The organism is Bacillus sp. S10(2024) (assembly GCF_050473865.1).
In the GTDB taxonomy this organism is placed as follows: domain Bacteria; phylum Bacillota; class Bacilli; order Bacillales; family Bacillaceae_G; genus Bacillus_A.
This window is the reverse complement of the sequence record NZ_JBFLUR010000002.1, coordinates 1130987-1154745: the sequence shown is the minus strand read 5'-3', so window position 1 is coordinate 1154745 and position 23759 is coordinate 1130987. Positions and strand designations below refer to the sequence as shown.

The 23759-nt window shown below is 36.4% G+C and carries 17 protein-coding genes and 1 pseudogene; 3 read left to right on the top strand and 15 right to left on the bottom strand.

Annotated features, from left to right (window positions below):
• Positions 1-46 precede the first annotated feature (46 nt).
• The 12 genes from AB1280_RS05965 to AB1280_RS05910 form a co-directional block, all read right to left on the bottom strand.
• Positions 47-604, bottom strand: coding sequence for a cold-shock protein (locus AB1280_RS05965; RefSeq protein WP_429755203.1), 558 nt, complete (start codon positions 602-604; stop codon positions 47-49).
• Positions 605-679: 75 nt separating this feature from the next.
• The gene (locus AB1280_RS05960; RefSeq protein ID WP_429755202.1) at positions 680-1429 is read right to left on the bottom strand and encodes a 4'-phosphopantetheinyl transferase family protein; all 750 of its coding nucleotides are present in this window, start codon (positions 1427-1429) and stop codon (positions 680-682) included.
• Between the two features lie 130 nt (positions 1430-1559).
• Positions 1560-2999 carry an MDR family MFS transporter gene (locus tag AB1280_RS05955; protein ID WP_429755201.1) on the bottom strand — a complete coding sequence of 480 codons (1440 nt, stop codon included), beginning with the start codon at positions 2997-2999 and terminating at the stop codon, positions 1560-1562.
• Between the two features lie 2 nt (positions 3000-3001).
• On the bottom strand, positions 3002-3223 hold the full coding sequence (locus tag AB1280_RS05950; protein ID WP_272187697.1) for an MbtH family protein: 222 nt from the start codon (positions 3221-3223) through the stop codon (positions 3002-3004).
• Positions 3220-10374 (bottom strand): amino acid adenylation domain-containing protein, encoded by a 7155-nt coding sequence (locus AB1280_RS05945; RefSeq protein WP_429755200.1) that lies wholly within the window; start codon positions 10372-10374, stop codon positions 3220-3222. Before AB1280_RS05945 ends, AB1280_RS05950 begins: the two co-directional genes overlap by 4 nt.
• A 6-nt stretch (positions 10375-10380) precedes the next feature.
• Positions 10381-11313, bottom strand: a complete 933-nt coding sequence (locus AB1280_RS05940; protein ID WP_429755199.1) for an isochorismatase family protein — start codon at positions 11311-11313, stop codon at positions 10381-10383.
• A gap of 51 nt (positions 11314-11364) precedes the next feature.
• Positions 11365-12978 (bottom strand): (2,3-dihydroxybenzoyl)adenylate synthase, encoded by a 1614-nt coding sequence (locus tag AB1280_RS05935; protein ID WP_429755198.1) that lies wholly within the window; start codon positions 12976-12978, stop codon positions 11365-11367.
• Positions 12979-12981: 3 nt separating this feature from the next.
• On the bottom strand, positions 12982-14202 hold the full coding sequence (dhbC, locus tag AB1280_RS05930; protein WP_429757288.1) for an isochorismate synthase DhbC: 1221 nt from the start codon (positions 14200-14202) through the stop codon (positions 12982-12984).
• 26 nt (positions 14203-14228) lie between these two features.
• Positions 14229-15005 (bottom strand): 2,3-dihydro-2,3-dihydroxybenzoate dehydrogenase, encoded by a 777-nt coding sequence (locus AB1280_RS05925; protein ID WP_429755197.1) that lies wholly within the window; start codon positions 15003-15005, stop codon positions 14229-14231.
• 296 nt (positions 15006-15301) lie between these two features.
• Positions 15302-15478 (bottom strand): DUF3970 family protein, encoded by a 177-nt coding sequence (locus AB1280_RS05920; RefSeq protein WP_272187691.1) that lies wholly within the window; start codon positions 15476-15478, stop codon positions 15302-15304.
• A 93-nt stretch (positions 15479-15571) separates the two neighbouring features.
• Positions 15572-16651 (bottom strand): DUF418 domain-containing protein, encoded by a 1080-nt coding sequence (locus AB1280_RS05915; protein ID WP_429755196.1) that lies wholly within the window; start codon positions 16649-16651, stop codon positions 15572-15574.
• Between the two features lie 14 nt (positions 16652-16665).
• On the bottom strand, positions 16666-17229 hold the full coding sequence (locus tag AB1280_RS05910) for a TetR/AcrR family transcriptional regulator (RefSeq protein ID WP_272187689.1): 564 nt from the start codon (positions 17227-17229) through the stop codon (positions 16666-16668).
• Positions 17230-17500: 271 nt separating this feature from the next.
• On the opposite strand from AB1280_RS05910, the gene AB1280_RS05905 reads away from it, so the two are divergent.
• Positions 17501-18703 carry an MFS transporter gene (locus AB1280_RS05905; protein WP_429755195.1) on the top strand — a complete coding sequence of 401 codons (1203 nt, stop codon included), beginning with the start codon at positions 17501-17503 and terminating at the stop codon, positions 18701-18703.
• A gap of 32 nt (positions 18704-18735) precedes the next feature.
• Here AB1280_RS05905 and pduL read toward each other — a convergent pair whose 3' ends face one another.
• Positions 18736-19305: a phosphate propanoyltransferase gene (pduL, locus tag AB1280_RS05900; RefSeq protein ID WP_429755194.1), complete on the bottom strand. Its 570-nt coding sequence runs from the start codon at positions 19303-19305 to the stop codon at positions 18736-18738.
• A gap of 283 nt (positions 19306-19588) precedes the next feature.
• Here pduL and AB1280_RS05895 point away from each other — a divergent pair, with 283 nt between their 5' ends.
• Positions 19589-20782 carry an LL-diaminopimelate aminotransferase gene (locus tag AB1280_RS05895; RefSeq protein ID WP_272187686.1) on the top strand — a complete coding sequence of 398 codons (1194 nt, stop codon included), beginning with the start codon at positions 19589-19591 and terminating at the stop codon, positions 20780-20782.
• Positions 20783-20990: 208 nt separating this feature from the next.
• Positions 20991-21386, top strand: a pseudogene (locus tag AB1280_RS05890) (3-hydroxyacyl-ACP dehydratase FabZ family protein).
• A 65-nt stretch (positions 21387-21451) separates the two neighbouring features.
• Here the strand turns inward: AB1280_RS05890 and AB1280_RS05885 are convergent.
• Together AB1280_RS05885 and AB1280_RS05880 are read right to left on the bottom strand one after the other, a co-directional pair.
• Positions 21452-22657 (bottom strand): Ger(x)C family spore germination protein, encoded by a 1206-nt coding sequence (locus AB1280_RS05885; protein WP_429755193.1) that lies wholly within the window; start codon positions 22655-22657, stop codon positions 21452-21454.
• A complete protein-coding gene (locus tag AB1280_RS05880) occupies positions 22641-23744 on the bottom strand; it encodes a spore germination protein (RefSeq protein WP_429755192.1) in 1104 nt (367 codons plus the stop codon). Before AB1280_RS05880 ends, AB1280_RS05885 begins: the two co-directional genes overlap by 17 nt.
• Positions 23745-23759: the final 15 nt, after the last annotated feature.

Below are 23759 nucleotides of genomic sequence, written 5' to 3'. Positions count from 1 at the left end.
TTTCATGTATTTTCTTCTATGGATGAAAACTTTCCTTTTATAAGATTCACAAATTTTCGTATACTGCGCTATGTATATTGTCTAAATGGAATACTTCACAAATATAAAAAGTACATTTAGAATTTTGCACGACTTGATATTTTATTGTAGGGAATATATTAGATTCCAGTGAAAATCCGTTACATAACTCAAGAATATTTCCGGAAGGTTGATAACCTTGATATAAAATATTTCTTCGTGCTTGTATTCGTTGTATGATATTTTCAATGAACATATTTCTCGCTTCTAATTTTTCTGTAAGGCTTTCATGTAAAAGAGCTGCATCAACAAAAGCCACACTCTCAGATAGTACTTTCCCGTTATAATGAATTGAAGATAATCTATAAAGAAATGTCCCATTGATATCAAAAAAATTCCTTGCTTCTTTCGGAATGAACTTTCTCTCAATCATATCTTGTTCAACTATATTTGTCTGAACAGTATCCTTCAGTATTTTTTCTAACAGTACTTTAGTTGATTCATTGTTAGAGAATAGTAGATCTTTTATTATTTTAGTTGATCTACTATTACTGGATTCTCTTTTTACACTCTCTATAACCAACATAACAAACACCTCTTTTATAAATAATGAAATAACGGTTATCAAAACCAACTTATTCTAATAGGATACAGTCATGTTCTAATTTTTATCTAAAAGTTGCTTTGCATGAAACTGTCTAATTTCTTTTACATCTTTACTTAGTATAGAAAGAGCTGCGACATAATCGGTTTCTGGATACAAATCTATCATCGAAGTACTTTCTACAAGTTCTGGTTTATTCTTAAATAAAAGTAACTGAGGAGAAGAGGCTGGACTAGACACACTAACATTAGAAGGTTGAATAGTAAGCCCCTCTCCTGTTGCTTTTAAAAATGACTCTTTTCTTGTCCAATATATTAAAAATCCTTTTACTTGCTCTTCTATTGTTAACTTTTTAATTTGAGCGAATTCTAGATCCGTTAGTACTCCTTCAGACATTGTCGCCACATCAAGCTTTGGTTTCAATTGTTCTACATCAAACCCCACAGGTGTTGACGCAGTAAATGCAACTCCTACTATTTCGCCTGAATGCGATACAGAAAAATGCGGCATTCCATTAGGTAATTGTGGCCGTCCATGTGGTAGTTTGCAATTAGAACAGGTACGGTCTATTGGGACTTGATAAGGCAACATCTGAATCTGCACACCTAATACTAATCTACTAATCACACATCCAATAATAAACCTTGCTTGATCATGGGAATGATGAAATAAATTTGCTCTTTCTCGTTCTGTTTCATTTAATAAGTCATAATGCCATGGTTGTATGTCTGTAATTCGCGCCCACCATATTTGACAGCTATCTCTAGTAAGTAGTGGTACGGAATCACCAACCTCCCAATCTTTCATAAAAAATCACTCACTTTCACATTCCCTATATTTTATAAAGGAAACTTCCATATTATTTTCTCGTACAATACTTGAGTGAAAATATTATCCAAACTTTTTGCTTAGTCTGGATAATATTTTTTACAATACGTTACTCATTCGCTATTGCTTTTGAATGAATTGGTTGTTCCTTATGTACTGTTCGTATCATATCTGCATCCCGAATTCTTAATGCAATCAACAATGCTACTAAAAGAAATATAGCAGCACCAATCAAAGTAATTTGATACGCTGCAATACTAGTATTGTCAGTTCCTGTTTCACCGACAGTATCATTCCCCAAAACATCCAGCAGACTCGCAAGAATTGCAACACCGATAGCAGAACCTAACCGATTTTGTACATTAAAAATGGTTGTTGCTCTCCCCATTGAGGATGGGGAAATATTATGAAAAGCTGAACATTGAACAGATCCTACAGAGTGACCTAGGAAAAAACCTATATGAAAAAGTAATATTCGAATAACCCAAGGGTTTGTCTCCTGATTTACGAAGCTTAACAAAATAAATACGATTGCTGCGCATAGTAAACTGGAAGAAATCAACTTACGTGCACCAAACTTTTTGTAAGACCAAGGTACAATCTGGGAAGCAATCATCAATCCAACCGCTTCAGGAAATGTAGTAAGACCTGTTTCTAGCGCTGACGCATGTAATCCATTTTGATACATAAGCGGGAATACAAATAACATGCCGAGTAATCCAGCAGCTGTAAATAGCGAAATGAGACTCATATTCCGAAATAGTCGATCTTGTAGTAAGCGAAAATCCAGCAGTGGTTGATTTACACGAAGCTCAACTAAAATAAAGAGTACGATAAGTAAAAGTCCACCTAACCCTGTCCCTATTATTTCTGGAGAGCCCCAACCTTTCGATGGTCCCTGGCTCATTGCATATATCAACATCGCAAAACCTAATGCCGAAAGGATAAAGCCAGGTAAATCTAGCCGGCCAGCAGTTTTTTCAATATGCTCAACTAAAAACCACAAACCAAATAGTAAAGCCATTATTCCAAAAGGTAGATTAATATAAAATGCCCATCGCCAAGACATATGCTCTATAAAGAACCCACTAATAATCGGTCCAATTGCCGGAGCAACAGCAATTGGGAAAACAATAAACCTTGTAATCTTCGGTCTTTCTTGTGGAGAAAATGTTCGAAATAACATCGCCATTCCGACTGGTGTCAATAGCCCTCCGCCAGCACCTTGTATCATCCGAAATATATTTAAAGCAATAATATTATCAGCAATTCCGCATAGTGCAGAAGCAGCTGTAAATATAGAAAGCGCAATTAAAAATACTCGCTTTGTACCAAATCGATCTCCAAGCCATCCAGAAATGGGTAGGACTATAGCAAGACTCACTAGATAGCCAACATTAACAGCCCCTATTGCTGAAGGCGGAACTTGTAATTCACGACTAATCGTTTGCAAAGCTATATTTACGATCGTTGCGTCCATGGAAGCCATAAACATAGCAACTACATACACAACACTAACAACAATTTTCGGATTCATTTTCAAATTCATTGTTACTTCTCTGCTGGAATGCATGCAAGCGAGCGAAGATGATTTGGCTGCATATCATTCCAATGTAATTCAATATATGCTAGACAAGCTTGTCTACTATCTTGTCCATGAACAACATCCCAACCAGATGGTACATCAAGAAAGGCTGGCCAGACAGAGTGCTGGCCTTCCTCATTTACTAGCACTTTATACATGAAGTTATCATTTTCAAATGGATTCGTCATACTTTACTTGCCCCTCTCATTTCTTGTAATCTACCAGCTAATATTTGCCCAATTTCTGTAAGTGGCCCTGGCTGACATAAATCTTTATGACGGCAATCAATTTCATACTGTTCAATTTCTCCATCTATGTAACTATGCCATGTGTCTGGAGAAATTGGATCAAACCATTCTGGTATAATTGTTGATCTAAAGAATAAAAGGTTACCCTGGAATGTTTTTGGAACGTACTTCCCTAAAAGACTGACAGAATTTACGTATGTTTCTTTTAAATTCAAAATCGTCTCCTCTTCAAGACTAGCTAGCGCACTTCCATCCTTGCGAAGTATATCAAGAGCGTTCGCCATATCAAGAGGCTTTCCATCCATGTTATCTGGGTCATATCCACCTAATGCCAGTAATGCAATGAGCGCTTCTTCCTCACTAGGTGCATCTGTATTCGGTAGGAAGTGACCTGGATAAGAATCAAGCATAACAAGCAGTTCAACCTCTTCTCCCTGATTTTGTAATTGGGTCGCCATTGCGTGAACAACATTTCCTCCAAGAGACCAACCTAATAGGCGATATGGGCCGTACGGCTGAACCTCACGAATATGTTCAATATAATCTGTAGCCATCTCTTCTAATGTTTTTGGTAGTTCTTCATTTTTTGCAATACCACGCGCTTGTACACCATAAATTGGATAATTCGTCCCTAAAGACTTCATTAATCCTGCATAACACCAGCTTAGTCCACCTGCTGGATGCACACAGAATATAGGCAATTGTTCCCCACTTGTTCTTAATGGCAAAATTACATCTAGTGCACTTTGGCTTGTTCCCATCTTAAGTCTTTCAGCAAGCCCAGCAACTGTTGGTGCCGCAAACAAGTTCCCAATACTCAATTCTACTCCAAGTGCTTCTCTAATTCGGCTCATTAACTGAACCGCAAGTAATGAATGACCACCAAGATCAAAGAAACCATCATCAATACTAATTCGTGGTAAATTCAGAACGTCTGTAAATAAATTACATAATATTTCCTCTTGTGGTGTTCGTGGTCCTCTACTTATTGTAGATGTTGTGAACTCTGGTGCCGGTAATACTCTACGATCTAACTTGCCATTTGGAGTTAGAGGTAATTCACTTATCATAACGAAAGCGTATGGGATCATATAATTAGGTAAACTATGTCCTACATACTGGCGCATTGCAGTTGTATCAAGAACATTATGTTCTGAAGAAACAATATAGGCCACTAAACGCTTATCACCAGGTTGATCTTCACGTACAATAACAGCCACTTGTTCAACATGAGGGTGCCGCATAATAACTGCTTCAATTTCACCTAGTTCAATTCGAAAACCCCTAATTTTAATTTGATGGTCTGCACGTCCTATATAATCTAATGTGCCATCTTGATGCCAACGTGCCAAATCTCCTGTACGGTACATGCGGGTACCAGGTTTTCCATATGGATCTGCTATAAATCGTTCAGCAGTTAATCCCGCACGTCCTAAATAACCACGGGCAAGCCCTGCCCCTGCGACATACATTTCTCCTACTATTCCTGGTGGTACCGGCTGTAAATAGTTATCTAATACATAAACTTTAAGATCTGGTATACTACATCCTATTAAACTATTTGCTCGTAAAGATACAACATTTTGATCAAGTTCAATATAACTCACGTGTACAGTTGTTTCTGTAATACCATACATATTGATAAGTTTAGGTGAACTTTCCGGATGACGACTATACCAATCTTCTAAACGACTAAGTTCCAGTGCCTCACCGCCAAAGATAATATAGCGTAAAGAAAGTTTTTGCCCCGCTTCAATATTTTCACGATCCGCTTGCATAAGTTGATAAAATGCTGATGGTGTCTGATTTAAAACTGTTACTTTTTCACGAACAAGTAGATCTAAAAATTCTTTAGGTGAACGGGTCACAGTGTGTGGTACAACAACAAGACGTCCCCCATACAATAACGGTCCCCAAATTTCCCAAACTGAGAAATCAAAAGCATAAGAATGGAACATTGTCCAAACATCTTCTGAATGAAATTGGAACAAATGATTTGTTGTTTCAAACAGTCTAAAGACATTTTGATGAGGAATCATTACACCTTTTGGTCTACCTGTCGAACCTGATGTGTAAATAACATAGGCGATATGTAAAGGTGATAACAGTTGTATTCGTTCTATATCTCCTATATTCTCTTCGCTATGCTTACTTAATTCTCCAATTATTTTCGAATCATCAACTACAATTTTTGGTATCTTGCCACAATCAATTACTACTTGTGTGTTTGTAATGACACAAGTAGGTTTTGTATCATTTAACATAAACGCGATACGATCGGATGGATAATCAGGATCTAACGGTAAATATCCACCACCAGCTTTCAGAACTGCTAATAAGCTGACAACCATTTCTAACGATCTTGACATTGCTAAAGCAACCATTTTTTCTGGTCCAACACCTTTCGCAATCAATAGGCGTGCGAGCTGATTTGCTTTCTTATTTAGCTCTGCATAACTTATTTTAGTATTTTCAAATACTACTGCAGTAGCTTCTGGTGTACGTTGAACTTGCTTTTCGAATAATTTTGGTAAAGTCATTTCAGGTATAAGCTGAACATCACTATTCCATTTTTGTAGTACTGTTTGACGCTCTTCTTGTATTAAGATTTCTAAACATCCAATCGGTTGATCTGGATTTTCTACAGCATTTTCTAACAATCGCAATAAACGTGCAGCGAGTTTTTCTATTGTTTCGCGTTTAAATAAATCTGTACTGTATTCAACTAAACCGTGTAAGCCATTTGGTGTACCTTCAGCAGTGTTACGTTCACTTAATTCAATAGTAAGATCAAATTTTGATGACCCAACACTTTCAATCTCAATGATTGTTTCTAAATTCGGCACATCTAGTGTAGCTTCTGGTGTATTTTGAAAAGCTAACATAATTTGAAATAGTGGATGACTATTTCTCGAACGTATGGGATTCAATACTTCAACAAGTCTTTCAAATGGGACATCTTGATGTTCATATGCTGCAAGATTGACCTTACGTACACGACTTAAAAGCTCACTAAAGCTAGGATCTCCAGATGTATCTGTACGTAAAACAAGTGTATTTACGAACAATCCAACAATATCTCCGAGAGCATCATCATTACGTCCGGCAATTGGACTTCCTATTGGAATATCAGTTCCGGCTCCTAACCGTGTAAGTAATGCTGCAAGGCCAGATTGTAAGACCATAAATAAGCTAACACTATTTTTTCGAGCAAGCTCTAATAATCGTTCATGTAACTCAGAATTCAAATGGAAATGTATCGTTTCTCCGCGGTAACTCGTTTCCGCGGGACGCTGAAAATCTATAGGTAACTCAATTTGCTCTGGTAAATCTTTCAACTCTTCTTTCCAAAAATCAATTTGTTGTGAAATAAGCCCATCTTGTGTACTCTCATTTCCTAACAACTCCTGCTGCCAAAGAGCGTAATCCGCATACTGCACCGGAAGTGACTTCCACTGAACTGGTTCACCTTGACAACGCGCTTGATAGGCAGCAGCAAGATCTCTTGATAGCGGATTTAAAGACCAGCCATCGCCAACAATATGATGTAATAATATAAGTAGTACATGCTCATTGGGGTTTATTTCAAAAAGCTGAATTCGAATAGCGGGCTCTTCTGCCAGTTTAAAGCTATATCGTACTGTTTCAGCAAGTAATTCAGGTAATTCTGACTCAGTTGTATGTGTAATTATGAGATTCGGTATAGCATCAATAGTCTCCAAAATCTGCTGGTGTGACATACCAAGCGTATTTGGAAAAATTGTTCGCAGCGTCTCATGCCGATCGACAACATCATAGAATGCGCCTTGTAAAGCCTCGTGATTTAATTCTCCGGACATCCGAATCACTACCGGAATATTGTAAGTTGGGCTTGGACCTTCTAAACAGTTTAAAAACCATAAACGACGCTGCGCAAAAGAAAGTGGTACTTCCTTGGAACGTTCCACTTTTTGAACGGCTGGTCTTGCACTTTGAGCACTATCTAGCTGTTTAACAAGTTTAGCAACAGTTGGCGATTCAAATAGTTTTCCAATCCTTAATTCTACACCTAACGTTTCACGAATACGGCTCATTAAACGAGCAGCTAATAGAGAATGGCCACCTATTTCAAAGAAGTTATCATCTATTCCAACCCTCGCTAGATTCAATACTTCTGCAAACAAATCGCATAAAATTTCTTCTTTTGGATTTCTAGCTACGCGTTCACTAACAAATAAATTAAAATTAGGTGCTGGCAATGCTTGACGATTAATTTTTCCGTTCGGTGTTAACGGCAATTCAGATAAAATCATAATCGCCGATGGTATCATATAACTTGGCAAGTTTTCTGCAGCATACGTCCGAAACTCTGCAGAGTCAAAGCTTCCTTCAACATGAGGTACAATATAAGCAACTAAGCGTTTCTCACCAGGTTGATCCTCACGAACGATTACAATTACTTGTTCTACATGAGGATGTTTCTGCAATACCGTTTCCACTTCAGCTAGCTCAATGCGGAACCCACGAATCTTAATTTGATGATCGGAACGACTAACATAATCTAATGAACCATCCATACGCCATTTGACAAGGTCACCTGTACGGTACATGCGTGTGCCGGGTGGTCCATATGGGTTAGCAACAAACCGTTCAGCTGTTAAATCAGGTCTTCCTAAATATCCATTTGCCAGTCCAGCACCAGCAATATACAATTCACCAATTACTCCAGGTGGCACAGGTTGTAGACTTGCATCTAGTACAAATACTTGCGTATTCCAAATCGGTCTTCCAATAGAAGGTGTACCGTTCTCTTCTTCCATATTCATTAAAGTTGACCAAATTGTTGTTTCAGTTGGTCCATAAAGATTGGTAACATGACAATTTAATTCTTTTAACTTACATGCTAGATTAGAAGGAAGCGCTTCACCACCAACAAGAACTTTAAGTCCTATTAACCTTTCTGGATAATCCGTTACAAGTGTATGCCAAAGTGTTGGTGTAGCCTGCATAATTGTAATATTTTCTTTTTGAATAATCTCTGTTAATACAGTCGAATCTTGGACTGCTTCCTTCTTAGCAACTTGAACGCTCGATCCACTAATAAGTGGTAAATAGATTTCTAAAGCGGAAATATCAAACGCAAAAGTTGTAACAGCTAACAAACGGTCATTTGCATGTAATGAGAATTGATCTTGCATTGCCAATAAAAAGTTACTTAAGCTTTGCATTGGCACAACTACACCTTTTGGCTTACCTGTTGACCCCGAAGTATAAATTGTATATGCAGGATTTAAAAGTGATACGCTATCAAATGAATCTAGATTACTTTTCGGATATCCTCTTAACTCCTCTTTTGTATCCTTATTATCAAATACAACTATTGTTGTGTGACCCTCATTCGGTAAATTAGCCAAAACAGAAGAATGTGTTAGGATACAAACAGGCTGCGCATCGCTTAGTATATACGTAATTCTATCCTCTGGATATTCTGGATCGATCGGTAAATACGCTGCACCTGTCTTAAGAACTGCTAGCATCCCAATAACCATCTCTACAGATCTTGGAAATGCTAACGCTACGAATTGTTTAGATTGAACGCCCTGTTCTAGCAAGAAATGAGCAAGTTGATTTGCCTGTTCATTTAATTCTTTATAGGTAAGCTCCACCCCATTACATACTACAGCAGTAGAATCAGAAGATTTACTTACTTGTTTTTCAATGAGAGCAGGTACACTTATGAATGAATCTTCCTTCGTATTTTGATTCCATTCGACCAAAACTTGCTTACGTTCTTCATGAAGTAAGAGTTCTAGTTTTCCAATCGGTGAATTTACTTGAAAATTCAAGATGTTTTCCAGAAGATTCACAAATCTCATTTTATGAATTAGTAGCTCTTCCACGTTATACACCTCAGGATTTGCGTCAAAATGAATCCTTAAGCCGTTTCCACCAAACTCATTTGACACATTTATTGAAAGATCATCAACTGGTCCTGCTGAAAGATTATGTTTCATTCCACGATTTCCTGCAAAGTTTAGACCATAATCAAATGGCATTACATTAATCATTGGCCCAAATAACCTTTGATTTTCTCCTAATAATTTCAAATCTCGTCGCAATTCCTCATGACGATACTTATGATGAAGGCGTATATTACGGATCTCATGAGAAACATTTTGAATAACCTCAGCAAAACTCAAATCGGAGCTTATAGATAAGCGCAACGGGACTACATTCATAACCATACTAGGAACATTAATAGATGCAGATCCTAATCGTCCCATTATCGGTAAACCTAGAATTACATCCTTTGCACTTGTTAGTTTGTAAATATAGATTGCAGTTGCGGCTATAATAAGCTCCGGCCAACTTGCACTGCACTTATGTGCAACCTTTTGCAAAGATTCTGTACTTAAATGAGACAGATAGGCTGTTTGACGAAGAAATGCTCTTGATGTTCTAGAAGCGCGTTCTGCCAAACTTACTACTTCGGGTTGATCTTGAAAGCGTTCTAACCAAAAATCACGATCCTTCTCAAATTGTTCTGATGTACGATATGTTGCGTCCTCCTCTAACATAGTATGTAAGTGTCCAAATGAACGCTCATCATACGATTGATTACTCATTAATGCCGTATACACTTTTGCTACTCGCTCTGCAAGTAACGAAAAACCATAGCCATCCATTACAATATGGTGAATGCGCTGATACCAAAAGAAACGATTAGAAGAAACTTTAAAAAGCGCCTCTGTATACAGCCTGTCCTTTTTCAAGTTAATCGGCTTAGATAAATCTAATTCCATCCAAGCTTCAGCGGCTTTTATCGGGTTCTCTTCTCCACTAACATCGATTATATGCATATGAAATTCAGGAGAATTCTCAATAACTTGCCATGGCCCGTTTTCATCTTCCTCAAAATGAACATGTAAAGATTCAGTTTCCATTACAACCTTACGCACTGCTACCTCAAATATTTTTGTATCTACTGCACCATGTATTTCTATATACTCACCAGTATTATAAATTGGATTCTCTGGATCAAGTTGCTGCGCAAACCACATACCTGTTTGCGCACCTGACAATGAATAGCGAACCTCTTGATAATTAGACATTCGTACTTACTCCTTTATCATGTTATCCGTATTTGACAGCATCTTTTCTGTTTGAGAAGACAACAAATGAAACCATTCAGAAATTGTTGGACGTTCAGCTAAATCTGCGAATGTAACTTCTACCCCCATCTGGCGCCACTTCTCTACTAAACTCATAATTCTAATTGAGTCGAGTCCTCTATTTAATAAATCTTCCTCCTCTCCAATAGCAGATGGTGATTCACGAAGCAATTCCGCTACTTGCTCATGTACTCGTTGTAATGTAAATCTTGAATCTCTCTCTATCGAAGAAGTGTCGTTATAATCCTCTAAATATTTCGATAATGAATTTGTTGTTAAAGTTACTGCACAACGATCAGATGCGTACTGCAAAGCTTGTTTATGATGTTCTTGTGAAAAATCAGCAACTGCATCAGCAATGAAAAATGGCTGAATCCCATCCATAAATGCCTCACACGCTGTTAAAAGGCATCCAATATGCGCATATACCCCGCAAATAATAAGCTGATCACGCCCTTGTTCGTGTAAAATTTCTAAAAGATTTGTTTTCTTGAAAGCACTATATCTCCATTTTGTAAGGAAAATATCATCCCTATCTGGAGCAAGTTCATCTACAATCTTTTTCTTATGAGGCCCATCAGGAATGCCAGCCCCCCAAAAATCTTGCAATAATCCTCTTTGTTCTATTGTTTGTCCACCTGGCTGCGCTGTATAAATAACAGGAATGTTAAGTCCTTTACATATTTTTCTGATTGATTGAATATTTGAAATAAGTTCTACTCTCGGTGATTCCGCTGCATGATATGCATCCAAAAAATACTCTTGCATATCATGAATGAGAAGAACTGCGCGTTTAGGATCTGGCTTCCACATTACTTTATTATTTGGTAAATCTGCCTCTACTGGCATTGTGTATACTGAGATAGCCGGAATAGCCATCTAATCACTTCCTTCCGAGTATTATTAAAATTATTTATAGACAATCTATGACTACACTGTAAAATTAAGTTTTTCAGCAATAACTTTACGCAATTCTTTTTTGCTTACTTTTCCTACACTAGTTTGTGGAAATGATTTTACAAACTCGATACGATCTGGAATTTTATATGCTGCAATCCCACGGTCTCTTAAGAACATTTTTAAATCACTGACAGTTGGTGCTTGTCCGCGTGCTATTACGAAGGCACAAGTACGTTCACCTAAATAATCATCTGGCATGGATACAATTGCTACATCATGTACAGCTGAATGAGCTAGAAGATGATTTTCAACTTCTTCAGCAGCAACTTTCTCGCCGCCGCGATTAATTTGATCCTTATCGCGCCCTTCCACTATTAGATAACCTTGCTCATTTACTTTGACAAGATCGCCAGTGCGATAAAATCCATCGGAAGTAAATGATTTATCGTTATGTTCTTCAGCTTTATAATAACCACGGATTGTATAAGGTCCACGAGTTAACAAACTCCCTACTTGTCCTGGCGCCACATCATGATCCTTTTCATCAACGACACGAATTTCATCAAACTCGGACATCGGTCTTCCTTGCGTATGAATAATGATTTCTTCTGAATCATCCAATCTCGTATAATTCACTAATCCCTCAGCCATACCAAAAACTTGTTGTAATGTACAATTAAATGCCGGGCGTATACGCTTAGCAACTTCAGCACTAAATTTCGCACCACCCACCTGCAAAACTTGAAGACTCGATAAATCATTATTTCGAGACGCTACTGCATCAAGCCATACCATCGCAAGTGGTGGTACAAGTGCTGTTATTGTAACGCGTTCCTTTTCGATAAGAGAAAAAGATTCATCAGGACTTCCTCCAGAAGCAAGCACTACCCTTCCTCCGGCATATAATGTTCCAAGAACTCCCGGTGAACTAAGTGGATAGTTATGTGCAACAGGAAGTACAGCTAGATACACACTGGCTTTATCCAATTTACAAATTTCAGCACTTGCTCGTAAGCTATAAATATAGTCATCATGTGTTCGTGGAATTAATTTAGATAACCCCGTTGTTCCGCCAGATAATTGTAGAAACGCTACATCATTAGATTGTACTTGGGACTGATTGACTGGGTCCATATAGAGGTCATGTATTCCTACAAACTCCTCTTCTTCTCCTACAACTATGACATGTTGTAACGTTGGTACTTTCTCTTTTACTTCTCTAGCAAGCTTGCGATAATCAAATCCGAGCTGTTTATCAGAAATAATATAAGCCGTTGCTTCAGCAAATTCACAAAAATAACTTATCTCACTACTTCGATGTGATGGCAATGCAAAGACTGGAAGCGCACCAATCCTAAAGAGCGCAAAACATACTTCAAAAAATTCCACAACATTAGGTAATTGAAGAACAACTCGATCTTTTTGCTTTATTCCTAAACTTCGAAGACCTGCAGCTAAACGATCTACTTTGTTATCAAGTTCAGCATAACTTACATACGTGTCTCCACTTGTAATTGCAATTCGATCACCATGCTTTTCTGCACGTTCTCGTAGCATTTTTCCAAACGTCTCCCCGCGCCAGCAATCTTTCTCTCTATATTGATCTGCAAATTCCTTCGGCCACTCGCAGCATCCTGTTAACATCGTTTATCCCTCCAGTAATTCATTATTCAATCCCATGGCACGTAGCATCGTGCGAAATTTAGCAGATGTTTCGGCTAATTCTTCCACGGGTTTTGAATCTGCAACAACACCAGCTCCCGCGAATAAACGAAGTGAATTCTCCTCAATTTCCGCACATCGAATGGTAACAATCCATTCACCATCACCATTTAAATCATTCCAGCCAAGCATCCCAGTGAAAAATCCTCGGTCAAACGGTTCAATTTCTTTAATAGCTTCCCTAGCTTTTTCAGTTGGAGTTCCGCAAACAGCCGGTGTGGGATGCAACGCAAGTGCAAGTTCTAATGAAGAAACGGATGTATCAAATAATTCTCCTTTTACTTCTGTAGACAAATGCCACATCGTTTCACTATTTATTAATGATGGCTTTTCCGGAACGTATAATATACGACAGTACGGACGTAATGCAGCAGCTACTGCTTCAACAACAACAGCGTGTTCATGCAAATCTTTAGCTGAAGAAAGTAGTTCCTCTGCCCGTCTCTTATCTTCTACAGGGTCTTCACTTCGAGGTCTAGATCCTGCCAGAGGATTAGAAACGACTTGCATTCCATTACGTGAAACAAGTAACTCTGGACTAGCTCCTATAAGTGTGCGACTACGTTCTAGTGAAATATCGCTATTCTTTTCCTCTTCACTCTTCGGTAAATCTACCGCAAACGTATATCCGTGTTTATTGTGCTTCGCTAAATCACGAAGTATCTTTTGAATATTAATCTTTTCTGGAGAATTCAAATCCAGTGATCTAGATAGAACAATTTTCTTAAAGTCACCTGCTTTTATTTTTGCTAATCCTTGTTCTACACCACGCATATATTCTGCAGGTGATGGAACAGGTTTCATTTCATATGTAAGTGTAGAAGACAGCTGGACTTGATCTTGAGCAGCGAATTGTAAGCAATCAGCAACCCTGCTTTCCTGAGGTACAACAAGCTGTACAGGTCGTTGTCTGTCAAAAGGTAAAGCACCTACAACAATTGGATTACGATGGCCCGCTTGCTTTGCATTACTTAGTACAGCATGAACAAGCTCTGGAAAATTTTCTACTTGATTATGCTTCACTGTAGTAAACACTCCTTCGGCAAGTATGGTTCGATAAGGTGAAGCAAAAAAGAAAGAAGATTCAGCTTTATAGTCATCTAATAGCTTTGGCGCTAACTCCCTTAAAGCAGTTGTATGATTCATCATTTTACAGCCTCCTCTATTTAAATTTAGACTCCTAAAGTAGCACCGCCATCAATACACAAATTATGCATTGTGATATGACTTGCTTTATCTGAAACTAAAAACAGAACTCCTTCAGCAATTTCTAAAGGAGTTGCTATTTTGTTTAATGGAATTCCTAATCTGTACGTATCTTGCGAACCTGCAATGATTTTTTCAACTCCATTTTCATCATTCCAAAGTAGCCGCTGCATTTCAGTATATGTTGAACCTGGAGAAACTAAGTTACAACGAACGTTATATTTAGCCATCTCTAAACCAAGACATTTTGTAAACATTGTTGCCGCTGCTTTAGACGCTGCATAGGCGGACATATGCATTCGTGGTACAGATGCAGCATTTGAGCCCACTGTTACAATCGAACCAGACTTGCGAGACATCATGCGTCGGCTCACTGAACGAGATACATAAAAAACTCCAGTGGAATTAACTGAAAAAACCTCATTCCACTCTTCGTCGCTCAACAAATCAATGGGACTCATGCGAAGTATGCCAGCGACATTAACTAAAATTTCAATTGGTCCCATTTCATTTTCAATTTGATTGACAATGTCTTCAACACATGCGCTGTCACTAACATCTACGGCAAACGCTTTCGTAAAAACACCTTTAGCAGTTAGGTCAGAAACAAGTTTATCTAGTGCAGTTATATTTTTATCTACAGCAGCAACTTGTACACCATACTCACCAAATATGCGTACTACTGCTTCTCCAATACCTTGGGCAGCGCCTGTAACGAGTGCCACTTTTCCTGTAAGATTCATATAGCTATTTTCCTTTCCTAAGATGTAGGTAATTAAGAAATAAATTTTAGGGCTTCATTTATCTATTATTAATTTATTGATAATGATTATCACTATCAATATAACAATTAAAATGATAATGTTTCTCAATTAAATAGTCAATATATTTTTGTATTTTATTGGTTGAAAAATATAAAAATTAACATTCTGTGTTCGTCGTATTTCCATATAAACCTCATTACCTACTCATTAAGGCTATAAGTATATTTCTTCTCTATCTTATATAAAATAAAATAACCAATCCTAAATAGGATCGGTTATTTTATTTGCTTATATGTGAGATATGCTAAAACACTCTTGCTATTTGTATACTTCGGATTATTTCCCTTTCGTGGTTCACGTGAATATGTTCTTTCATATCCAGGCACCTCAGGCATATCTTTTAAAAATCGCATAACTTCAGTTTCTGTTCCTTCAATACGTACACGAATCATTGTTATTGCTCCCTGCTAAATATATTCCACTCTATCAAGTATATCGATTACTATGAATCTCACAAGATAGAAAATATGACATATTCTCAATCATTAATCACTATATTTTCTCATGAGTAATTCGATTGGTCCTCTCGTAAGACGAGATCGCCAAATATAGGACAGAACAATTGCAATTATAAAGAAAACAATAGACCACATAAGCGAAATATATAGAGTTTGATTTTCTAACAAATTTCCAGCTACTAAAGGAAATAAAAAGAGGACGTGACCAATATAATGTGTTAATGCCATTTGTCCTGTTAGAATAAGAGATTTTATAATTACATTTTTAGTGAAAATTTCTGAGACATATATACATAAGATAATCACGATAATAGCCGTACTTGAACTAGATAAAATATAAAATAGATTTGGAGGCATGGGTTTTGTGGAAAAGATATATATTGCAATATCTCCGCCTATATAGGGACTTATTGTTTTAATAAAAAAAAACGAAAGACTTTCTAATACAAGAAATGAAAAAGAAGAATACCATAATAATTTTTTTCTTATATCATTTCGTGCAAAATCTAGCCTTCCTAACAACATACCGAGTAATAAGAAGCAAAACCAAGGAAAAATAGGATGAAATCCATTGAATAAGAGATTACGCCAAAAACCTGCTAGTGTCCAAAACGCAGGGTATTCATGGAAAGTTGTATCCCAGCCTTTCGTATAATCAAATATAAGTTGAAAAATTTGTGCTGTAGTTAAAATTCCGATGAAAAAATATAGAAGAGTACGATTTGATGCGACAATATAAAAAGAGGATAGAAACATATAAAATGCATAATAGTGTAATATATCAGCGCTCCAGCCGATTGTATATAAGAATATTCCCAGAATGAATAAAAATATCGCTCTTCTCCAAATTGTATGTTTACTCTTATTTATAAGAGTAGGATCTTTCGTTACGCGTGCTTGTTTGGTCATAAGAGAGATACCAATTCCAGCCAAAATAACAAATATTGCAGACGCCCTTCCTTCAAAAAGGCCTGTGAAATAAATAATCCACGCTGCCCCATTACCATCTGCTCCCATTGCTAGTTTATAATTCACAATGACCATTCCAAATATCGCAAGTGCCCTAGCAAAATCGAAACCTGTTATTCTTTTTGATTTTTCAACCATAGTATTACTCCCCTTTATAAAATACTCTTTACCGTTAACCTCCAAATTTCTTCCGCATGGAGATTGAATGAACTTCCTACATATTTATCTAATCCCTCTACAACTAAAGTTAGCAATTGTGCCTTCGCTTCAATTTTTTCATTTTTTAGTACTCCTATTTCAGCTCCAAAGTGTAAAATTTCAATAAACCCTTTTAAATAATCCTGTAATATTTCCTGTAGCCAGTTTCCATACTTTTCTTCGCGCATGCTCAACATAACGTATTCATTTAATATTTTGGAGTAATAGACGTCTTTTTCTTGAACTTGTATCATATGAATTCCGTCATGTATAAGCTGTGTTTCAAAATTTTCTTTACTATAGTTAGAAATTGAAAAAAATTTAGAGAAATTTATTTCTTTTATAATTACTTTAAACAATTCTTTCATTAATTCTTCTTTTGAAGAAAAGTAATAATAAATTGCAGGTTTAGTCACACCTACTTCTTTTGCAATCATAGATAAACTAGTTCTTTCAAATCCATTTTCGGCAAATAATTTATATGCGACTTCTAAAATTTGTTCATATTTGATTGACATGGTTTTTAATCTCCTTTTTATTTACTTACCGGTAAGTAAATTATAATGGATATAATTACCATTTTCAATAGGTGAAATAGCAATTTATTTTAAAATGGAGTAATACGTTGCGCTATCAGCAACAGAAATAACCTCTAAATCAAAAAAATTGAAAATCCTCTTTTAAACCTTTAATATATACTCTAACTCAAAAAATGAAGTTATAGGATAGTATGAAAAAGGAGGTTTTATATACGGTTTTTACTACAATTAGAGACTGAGAGGTTATTCTATGTGGCATAATAAAAATGTATGGGTTGTTCTCACCGGTGAATTTATTGCTGGGGTTGGTTTATGGCTTGGGATTTTAGGAAATTTGGAATTCATGCAAAAGCATGTTCCATCTGATTTTATGAAGTCCGTTATTATGTTTATTGGTTTATTAGCTGGCGTTCTTGTTGGTCCCATGGCCGGAAGATTTATTGACCAATATTCCAAGAAAAAAGTACTTTTATATGCAGGGTTTGGTCGTGTCATAAGCGTTATTTTTATGTTTTTTGCTATTCATTATGAAAGCATTGCATTTATGATTTTATTTATGATCACCATTCAAATTTCTGCAGCTTTTTACTTCCCTGCACTGCAATCTGTTATCCCTCTTATCGTTCAGGAGCATGAACTATTACAAATGAATGGGATTCATATGAATATCGCAACGATTGCTCGTATTGTTGGTACATCGCTTGGCGGTGTTCTTCTCGTTATAATGAGTTTAAAATATATGTACGCTTTTTCGATGGCTGCATACGCACTATTATTCTTTTCTACCTTTTTCTTAAACTTTGAAGATACAAAAACAAATATAACAAATGAAAAGCAACGTCAAAATACAAGTTTTATGGAAGTATTTCGTATTTTAAAAGAAATCCCAATTGCATTTCGTGCTTTAATTTTAAGTATTATTCCACTTTTATTTATTGGCGGTTTTAATTTAATGGTTATAAATATTAGTGAAATGCAGCATGACACAACAATTAAAGGGTTTATTTATACAATTGAAGGTCTAGCATTTATGCTTGGTGCATTTGTTATTAAACGTTTATCCGAACGTGTTTCATCATATAAGTTACTGTATATTTTTTCATTTTGCATTGCTTTCTCCCATTTATCTCTCTATTTCAGCGATATAAAATGGATGACACTTGTCTCTTTTGGTATGTTTGGTTTTAGTGTGGGCTGCTTCTTTCCTGTTATGTCAACAATTTTCCAAACGAAAATTGATAAAAGCTACCATGGACGAATATTCTCATTCCGTAATATGTTTGATCGTGTAATGTTCCAAATTGTTTTACTTGGAACTGGTTTTTTCTTGGATACAATTGGATTGCAGTATATGGTGCTTATCTTTGGTGTTATTTCCTTATTTATTATTTTCATTTCGGTTTTACAGCAAAAACAACTAAGCAAAGATACTTCCCAAACACCGAATATGTAGGAGCCATCTCATTTTTGAGATGGCTTTCATTATTATATAATTAGTTCACCGAAATCTCCTGTTTTTATGTTTCCGCTGTTTGCTTCATCAGTATCTATATGCATGTCTAAAGCATATGTATCCTTCACCCGGATTAATACTTGATTAAAAATCAATCCTCTCTCACTTTTAACTTTAACACTCACATATTGTCCATCGCTCACTTGAAACTGCGCTGCATCTTGTGCTGTCATATGAATATGCCGCTCAGCGACAATTACACCTTTATCAATTTGAACTTCACCATTTGGACCAATTAAAGTAATACCAGGTGTCCCATCAATGTTTCCTGAAGAGCGAAGCGGGGCATTGATGCCAAGATGACGAGCATCTGTTTTTGAAATCTCTACTTGTGTAAATTTGCGAACAGGTCCTAGGATTCGTACTTTCGCAATTTCGGCTTTCTCAGTTTTAATCGTAACTGTTTCTTCAGCTGCGAATTCTCCGGGTTGAGAAAGCTCCTTTGCTACCGTTAACTCATAGCCATTTCCAAAAAGCTTTTCTAAGTCTTCTTTTGTCACATGAATATGTCGATTTGATACACCGATAGGAATTTGCTTCATTTTGTATTTCTCCTTTTGTTGATATACACTCTCTATTATTTCCATAATTACGAAAATTAGTTATAAAAATCAAAGTTAACATATGTTCTAAGAACTTCTTTTTTTGTGTAAGTATTATTTTTAAAATAAAATATACGGTAAAGGAAATTTTACAACCAACACTATTTTTACATCTTCATAAAAAATGATAAAATATATTTGTATGTGTTTTCAGAAAAATAAAATAATAAGAATTCCAAGACAAGTTATAACTACAACACCAGTATTTTAGGAGGCGTTATTCATGAATTTCACGCTAGCAAATCGAATGGAAGCATTTCAAGCATCAATTTTTAGTGAACTAGCAACATATAAAAAAAAGAAAATAGCAGAAGGTCATGCAATTATTGATTTAAGTATCGGAAACCCGGATATGCCCCCTGCTGATATTGTCATAAATACACTTGTAAATGCAGCAAACGAAAAGACTAATTATGGATATACTTTAACTGGTACACAAGAATTTCACGCAGCCGTAACAGAATATTATAAGATACATCATCATGTCACTTTAAATGCTGATAATGAGGTTTTATTATTAATGGGATCACAAGACGGACTTGTTCATTTACCAATGGTTTTTGCTGATCCAGGCGATATTATTCTTGTTCCAGATCCAGGTTACACAGCATATGCGACAGGTCTTGCGATGGCAGGAGCAACTCCGTATTTTATGCCGTTAAAAAAAGAAAATCATTTTCTTCCTGATTTACATTCAATCCCAAAAGAAGTTGCTCAAAAAGCAAAAATGATGATTTTAAACTTTCCAGGTAATCCAGTACCAGCAATGGCAACGGAATCATTTTTTACTGATGTGATTACTTTTGCAAAAGAATATAATATTATCGTTGTTCATGACTTCGCTTATTCTGAATTCTATTATGATGATCAAAAACCTATTAGCTTCCTCTCAGTTCCTGGAGCAAAAGACGTCGGTGTGGAGATTAACTCTTTATCTAAAAGCTATAGCTTAGCTGGTAGCCGTATTGGTTACATAATTGGAAATGAAGAAATCGTCGGAGCGCTCAACCAATTTAAATCAAATACAGACTATGGAGTCTTTCTTCCAATTCAAAAAGCAGCAACTGTTGCTTTAAAAGAAGGTACTGCATATTGCGCAGCAAATCGGAAAATTTATCAAAAACGAAGAGACATATTTATTGATGGGCTAGCCAAAGCGGGTTGGCATGTTGAAAAGCCTGCTGGAAGCATGTTTATATGGGCAGAAGTTCCAAAAGATTATACTTCTTTGGAATTTGCATATGCATTAATTAATCGTGCCAATGTCGTTGTTACACCAGGTCATGCATTTGGCCCACATGGAGAAGGTTTTGTTCGCATTGCCCTTGTTCAAAATGAAGAAAAATTAAAACAAGTAGTTAACAACATTAAAAATAGCGGCATTTTTTCTAGTGAGAGTGCTTTAATCAAAAATTAGTTACACTTTTTCTACCCTTTTCTATATATACGAGTTAAAAAAACGACATAAAAACCACTTTAGAGTACTTGACCGTGCGTAAAAGCAGTTAAGGCCTTTCCCTACCACATGTGAAGAAAGCAAGTGGCGTTATAAAAAGAATACGAGAACACATCCACTGTTCTTCTCTCTTATCTAAATATAATCAAGGAGGTCATGCATGAGTAATATTAATATTCAAAGCATACTCCCACACCGGTATCCATTTTTAATGATCGATGGCATCGTTGAAATGGAGTCAGGAAAATAGGTAAAAGGTTATAAAAATATAAGTTGTAACGAATGGTTTATAACCGAATTGCAAACGCCGATGCCACACATGTTAATTGTTGAAGCAATTGCACAACTCGGAGCATTTGTCAGCGTGGAAAATACTGATGGATTTGGATTTCTTTCATCACTTGAGGGAGTAGATTTTTTAGAATCCGTTCAGCCTGGTGATCGATTAGATCTATATTATGAAGTTATTCGTAATAAGAGTGGATTCATCCTTGGGAAAGCCCATGTCACTGTAAATAAGAAAACCATAGTCAGTGTAGATAAATTATTAGTGTATATGCAATGAAATCCAATTTAGATTTACAAAAATTAGAACAGTGACATTTACACGCACTGTTCTTTTCTCTTCTATTAAGATCCTTTTGCTCCATAATCTTTAATGTTTATTTTTACGCTATATTTAATTGGAACTTTACTAAATGTTTTATCCCAATCTTTTTTGACCTTTTCCCATACTTTTGGGTTCTTAATTCTTAATCTGTTTCCAAAGCCAGCAACGTCAACTTCATATTCTTTTTGTATCTTTTTTAATGTGTGATCTACTAGTCGATTCACTTCTTGTATAGCAGCTTTTTCTGCTCTTCTTAGAAATTTATTATTAAAAGGATTTCCCGAAGTAACCCAATTTTCAGATATACGACCCTCTGATTCGATTTTTACATCAAAAGAAATTTTGTTTCCTTTAACATGTGGGGTGATTGTACTTTTCATAGACACAACCTCATACATAATCGGCTGGCCTGTCTCTTTATCAATACCTTTTACTAGACCACCTTTCCCTTTCCCTGTTATCCATGTTAAGCCTTCCAATTCCTTTTCAGACAAAAAACCATGCAATTTTTTTGTCTTTCCTTTTATGATAGCAGCTCCCGAAAATTTCACTTCTCCTTTTGATGAAATAACATTTTGCAAAAGAAAACTGGATTCTGACTGCATCTTTCCTGGCAATTTAGCAAGAGGAACAGGAGGCAAAATTCTTGACGTTCTATATTGATTATCTGCAATTCCATACAGGCGAAGCGCTGGAATTTCCCCTGCTTCCTTCATTTCTAGCGTCTTACTAGCTCGGCCTTTGCTAATTAACATAAGGCAACTTGGTCGAATTTCATTATCACGAAGGTAAATATCCATTATTTTTTTTAAGCTATACGTACGCGCCAGATTTGCACTAATAACAATCACTTTCGTATGATGAAAAATTACAGGGCGATCTCTTCTTAATGAAACTTCACGAATCATTTGATGAAGAGAATCTCCAGTTTCGGAAACATTCGTATAAGCTTTCCCTTGCGAGGCCCCGCCCTTCCCCCCTCCACCTGATGCTTGCGGTTTCACAAATTGATAGGTGGAGGTAATCAGGTTCTTTTTTGCATATCCACCTCCTTCTTCTTCTAGTCCTTTTTCAGTAGCCGACTCCTTTCCTTTATCAAATGCTAAACCGACTTCAAAACCAAGCTCCTCAATTTCATGACTACTCCAGCATCCTGTAAGAGAAAAAAGTAAAAATACCAACGATAAAATAAGGAGGAATCGTATATTTTTATGATTTTGTTTCATTTTTTCGTTTCCTCCACCTCACAGTCATAAGAAGAAAAATTGGCAATACACCGAATAAACAAAAAGCAGTATTCCCAATCATATCACCAAATTTGAATAAATCATTCGTATTTTTAGGAATTAAAGCAAGGATGTAAACGATTGGCAGTAATCCATACAAAAACGAATGAATGTTCTTTTTAAAAAGTTGAGCCAAGCCAAATGCAGCCGCATAGTAACAAATTGTATAAGTTGAAAAGATTTGCATAATCCATATTACAAGTAATAAAGATTCAAACCTTTCAAATATTAAACCGGGGATTTCAAAACTTCTCATAAGATCAAACGTTGGCCATGTTCTCGTTACTACTCCATCGATAGAAAAAGCTCCAATTACCATCACAACAGTAATTACATAAAAGATCAAAGGAATAGTAATTCCAACTAATACAACCTTTACACCTTTGTTTGGCTTCTCCATAAACACCAACAGGAGCAACATGATTTCCGCACCTGAATAAGCGAGAGTTGTTGTTTTAATCCCTTTTAGTACTGGCATAATACCTAATCCTAATACCGGCCGGAGATTATCTATCTCGAATATTCCGATACTCATAAAAGCCGTTAACAAAAAAATGAAGATTGTAATCGGAAATATAATCCCAAACATACGAGCCATTGGATTGATGCCACCTATCATCAAATAGAGACCCACCCACATAAACGTCATAATAATAGCCCAGCCAGGGGTTCCTTCCAGTAAAAAGAAACTTGTTACTTCCTCCAGTACTCTCACTTCAAATGAGGAAAGCGTAAAAAAGTAAATGATAATACATAGACTTAGTAAGCCGCCTATCCATTTTCCTACAATGTCTTGGCTGTACTGATAAAATGTTTTATTGGGAAATTGTTGGCTTAATTTGACTATAATCACTCCCATAACCATCGCAATCAATCCGCCTAAAATAACAGTTATCCAGACATCTGGTGTTTTCACTTTTTCGCCAGCTGTTCTAGGTAAGGTGAGAATACCTGACGCAAGTACATAGTTGATCATAATGACTGCCGCTTGTGAAGTCTCAATTCGATCTTTAGGATCGGTAATCATCGCTGGTCACTTCCT